The organism is Pseudomonas baetica, assembly GCF_051216495.1.
GTDB classification, from domain to species: Bacteria; Pseudomonadota; Gammaproteobacteria; order Pseudomonadales; family Pseudomonadaceae; genus Aquipseudomonas; species Aquipseudomonas baetica_B.
Genome location: NZ_JBPKAM010000206.1, coordinates 1 through 4,601 on the forward strand (window position 1 = coordinate 1; position 4,601 = coordinate 4,601).

The following is a 4,601-nucleotide window of genomic DNA, read 5'->3' on the forward strand; positions in this document are numbered from 1 at the left end:
TATCAATCGACATCAATGTTGAATGACACACCGCTTTCGCGAGCAAGCCCGCTCCCACATTGGTTAAGCGTGGGCCGGGTCAACCGGTGACAATCCTGTCTTTGCCATCCCGCTTGGCCCGATACATCGCCGCATCCGCCCGGGCGAACAGGCTTTCGATATTCTCATCACCGGTTGTGAGGGTGCTCAGCCCCTGGCTGACGGTGATGCCGAATGCCTGTCCGTTATGGTCGAAGCTCAAGCACTGAATCTCCCGTTGCAGACGCTCGGCTACTTGCCGGGCCATGTCCTGTGTGCAGCCAGGAAACACCGCGGCGAACTCCTCGCCACCGATACGCCCGAACAGATCGCCACGGCGCAATACCGCGCGGCCGCTGTCGGCGATGCGTTGCAGCACATTGTCGCCTTCCTGATGGCCGTAGGTGTCGTTGATCACTTTGAAGTCATCGATGTCCAGCATCAGGAACGACAGCGGCGTGCCCTTTTGCCGCGCGAGTTCAAACGCCTGTTGCGCACCCTCGAAGAAGTGTCGGCGGTTGCTGCTTTGTGTCAGGGCGTCGGTGGTAGCCAATCGCTGCAGCTCGGTTTCCATCTGCTTCTTGTAGGTGATGTCTTCGGCGAAGCCGACAATGATCACCGGCTGGCCCGGCTCGACCTGGCGGCTGATGAAGCATTTGTCGCTCAGCCAGCGCACCTGGCCGTTGGCGTCGATGATCCGGTATTCGCGGTCTTCGACGGCGCCTTTGACCAGTACGTCCGCCAGGCTGCGCTCGGCGTACTCCAGGTCGTCGGGGTAGATGCTGTCGCGCCACTGGTTGTAGTCGGCCAGTAGCAGGTCGGCGGAGCGACCGAAGATCCGCTCATAGGCGGGGCTGACATACAACACCTGACGGGTTTCCCAGTTGAAGGCCCAGAGCACTGCGTTGACGCTCACCAGCAAGGTGCTGAACAGCTGTTCGCGCTCGCTCAGGCGCGCGACTTCGCCTTGGGCGTGCATCAATGCCAGCAGGGTTTGTGCGGCCTCCGGCCACGGTGATGGAGATGGGTCTTTCAGGTTCTCATTGACCATCGGCACAACTCTCAAAGGGCGTGCGCCGCTCGAGGTTCGAAAGCGGGTGCTCGCCGGGTGGCGAAGTGTCTTTGAGAGGGAGGATTTGAGGCGAAGTTCCCGCTTTCCGTGGCGAGAAAGCTTGCTCCCGCCGGGCGGTACTGACGACACAGCCCACAAACCACTGTGGGAGCGAGCGGGCTCGCTCCCACCGTTTTATTGTCAGGTAGCAGGGCGCAAGGAGTAGGTTTTCAACTGATCGGCGAAGTCGCGCAGGGATTGAATCCCGCTGGCTTCGGCTTCGTGCACCCAATCCTTGATGGCGGCCAGCATATCGTGGCCATTTGAGCTGGTCTTGACCCAGATCTGCTGCAAGGCCAGGCGTTTCTCGTAAATTACCTTCAGTGCCTGGCTGTGCTCGAGCATGTTCTGGATGCGTACGTGGTGTTTGTCGTCCAGCAGGCTGGTTTCCCGCGAGAGCAGACGCTTGGCGCGGCGGAACTGGTGGCGGACCGAGTGATCGACTTTGGCCAGCTCCTGCTTGACCAGCGGCCCGATCACCAATTTGCGGTACTGGGCCATGATCTGGAAGCGGTTGTTGAGGATCGCCATAGCGGTGTCCATGTCCAGATTGCCCTTGCCTTCGACACGGTGGGCAATCGGCGCGATGCGCTGAACCTTGGCCAGGCGCAGGAAGCTGAACACTTGAATCCAGGCCCAGCCCAGATCGAATTCCCACTTCTTCACCGACAGTTTGGCCGAGTTAGGGTAGGTGTGATGATTGTTATGCAGTTCTTCGCCGCCGATCAGGATGCCCCAAGGCACCAGATTGGTCGCCGCATCGCGGCATTCGAAGTTGCGGTAGCCGATGGCATGGCCCAGGCCATTGACCACACCGGCGGCCCAGACCGGGATCCACATCATCTGGATGGCCCAGATGGTGATGCCGATGGTGCCGAACAGCAGCAAATCGATGACGGCCATGATCGCCACGCCCAGCAACGGGTACGGGGTGTAAAGATTACGCTCGATCCAGTCTTCGGGGCAGTTCTTGCCGTAGATACGCAGGGTCTCGGGGTTTTCCGCCTCGGCGCGGTACAGCTCGGCGCCTTTGCGCAGCACCGTGGACAGGCCCTTGATGACCGGGCTGTGCGGGTCATCGACGGTTTCGCATTTGGCGTGGTGTTTGCGGTGGATAGCGGTCCACTCGCGGGTGTTCTGCGCCGTGGTCAGCCACAGCCAGAAGCGGAAGAAATGTTTCAGGCCGGCATTCAGCTCCAGGGAGCGATGGGCTGAATAGCGGTGCAGATAGACCGTGACGGCAACGATCGTCACATGGGTCATCAGCAGGGTGACTGCCACCAGTGCCCAGGGCGACAAGCCGAGAAAACCTTCGTACCACATAGCCTGTAGGGCCCTCGATAAAGAAAAAACAGCCGGTGCATTATCACCAAGCCCACAGAGAAAACCAGTCGCCCTTTCAGATAAGAGTGCCGGGCGGTGTCTTTAACCTATAATCCCGGCATTTTTGTAGGGACATGGACAGTCTTATGTCTGCCAGCTATCGCGATGCCTTGCGTGCAGCGCTGCTTTACCTGTTGCTTTCGGTGGTGTGGCTACAGCTCAGTGGCTATTTATTGAACAGTTTCTTCGATAGCTCGGCCGAGTTATCACGATGGCAACTGATCAACGGTTATACCTGGGTCGTTCTCAGTGCCGGATTGATCTTCATCGCCCGGGCGCGGCTGCTGCGCTGCCTGGGCATCGGCGCCCATCTGCGCGCACGCAGTGAAGATCGCGAGCGTTTGCGGCAAGCGGCTGCGGTATTCGACTGCACTCGGGAGGGGGTGCTGGTCACCAACCGTGAAGGATTGATCGTGCATGTCAATCGCGCCTTCATGGACATTACCGGTTATCGAACCGAAGAAGTCATGGGGCAGCGGCCCAACCTGTTCAAGTCAGGCCGTCACCCGGCGGATTTCTATCAGGCGATGTTCCTGGCGCTCGAGCGTGCCGGTGAGTGGAGCGGGGAAATCTGGAATCGCCGCAAAAACGGTGAAATCTACCCGCAATGGCAGACCATCCGTGTCATTCACGACGACTTGGGGCAACCCAGCCATTACGTGGCGGTGTTTTCCGACATCAGCGCGATCAAGAACTCCGAACACGAATTGATGCACCTGGCCCATCATGACCCGCTGACCGACCTGCCCAACCGCCTGCTGTTCACCGACCGTGCCGAGCGGGCCCTCGCTTCGGCGCAGATCCACAAGCGAGGCTGTGCACTGCTGTTGATCGATCTGGATCACTTCAAGATGATCAATGACAGCCTCGGCCATACCATCGGCGATCAGCTGCTCAAGGCCGTTGCGGAGCGCCTGGAGGCCATGTTCGGGCCAGGTATTACGCTGGCGAGGCTCGGAGGGGACGAATTTGCCGTGTTGGCTGAAAGCTGTCCGCAGTTGGCGCAGGCGGCAGCCTTGGCCCGGCGAGTCATCGAAGGCCTCAAGGAGCCATTCCCGATTGACGGGCACCAATTGTTTATCAATACCAGCATCGGTATCAGCCAGTTCCCCAACGACGCCCTGAGCGCCGAGCAATTGCTGCGCAACGCCGATTCGGCGCTGTTCAAGGCCAAGAGTGCGGGGCGCAACGACTACGCGTTCTATACCGAAGAATTGACAGCCCATGCCCAGCAGCGAGTCGAAATTGCGTTCGAGTTGCGTCATGCGCTAGAGCAACAGCAATTGCGTGTTTATTACCAGCCGGTCCACGACCTTCATACCTGTCGATTGATCGGCGTCGAAGCGCTGGTGCGGTGGGAGCATCCGCAACGAGGCTTGGTGTCGCCGGCAGAATTCATCCCGGTCGCCGAGCGCACCGGGTTGATCGCCGAAATCGACGCTTGGGTGATGCAGCAGGCCTGCCGGCAAATGTGCCAGTGGCAGCAGGCGGGCGTGGAATTGTCATTCGTCGCGGTGAATGTGTCTTCGCGGTTGTTTGCCCGCCGTGAGCTGTACCGGCAAGTGGCGCAAGTGCTACACGAAACAGGTCTGGACCCGGCGTATCTGGAGCTGGAAGTGACCGAAAGCGCGGTGATGGAGGACCCGGAAGTTGCGCTGGAGCAGATGCATCGCCTGCGTGAGTTGGGCGTGCGGCTGGCCATCGACGACTTCGGTACGGGCTATTCATCACTGCTGCGGCTCAAGCGCTTGCCGGTGCAAAAACTCAAGATCGACCAAGGCTTTGTCGCCGGGTTGCCGTGGGACGAAGATGATGCGGCGATTGCGCGAGTCATCATCGCCCTGGCGCAAAGCATGGGCATGCAGGTGCATGCCGAAGGGATCGAACAGGGCGAACAGGCAGCGTTCTTGCTCGAACACGGTTGCCATCTGGGGCAGGGCTACTGGTTCGGGCGACCGGTGCCGGCCGAGCATCTGGATTGGCTGCATGCACCGGTGATCAAATAATGTACAGAACCTGTGGGAGCGAGCCTGCTCGCGAAAGCGGCGGTACTTTCAATGCCAGTGTTGACTGACCCACTGCTTTCGCG

3 protein-coding genes are annotated in these 4,601 nt (G+C 59.7%); 1 reads left to right on the forward strand and 2 read right to left on the reverse strand.

The genetic code is table 11. From position 1 onward, the window contains the following. Positions 1-79: 79 nt before the first annotated feature. Positions 80-1,069, reverse strand: a complete 990-nt coding sequence (locus ACSFE6_RS31070; protein WP_435431194.1) for a GGDEF domain-containing protein — start codon at positions 1,067-1,069, stop codon at positions 80-82. Between the two features lie 201 nt (positions 1,070-1,270). Further along, a complete protein-coding gene (gene desA, locus ACSFE6_RS31075) occupies positions 1,271-2,452 on the reverse strand; it encodes a delta-9 fatty acid desaturase DesA (protein WP_435431195.1) in 1,182 nt (393 codons plus the stop codon). 146 nt (positions 2,453-2,598) lie between these two features. On the opposite strand from desA, the gene dibA reads away from it, so the two are divergent. Next, the gene (gene dibA / locus ACSFE6_RS31080; RefSeq protein WP_435431196.1) at positions 2,599-4,518 is read left to right on the forward strand and encodes a phosphodiesterase DibA; all 1,920 of its coding nucleotides are present in this window, start codon (positions 2,599-2,601) and stop codon (positions 4,516-4,518) included. The last annotated feature ends 83 nt before the right edge of the window (positions 4,519-4,601 follow it).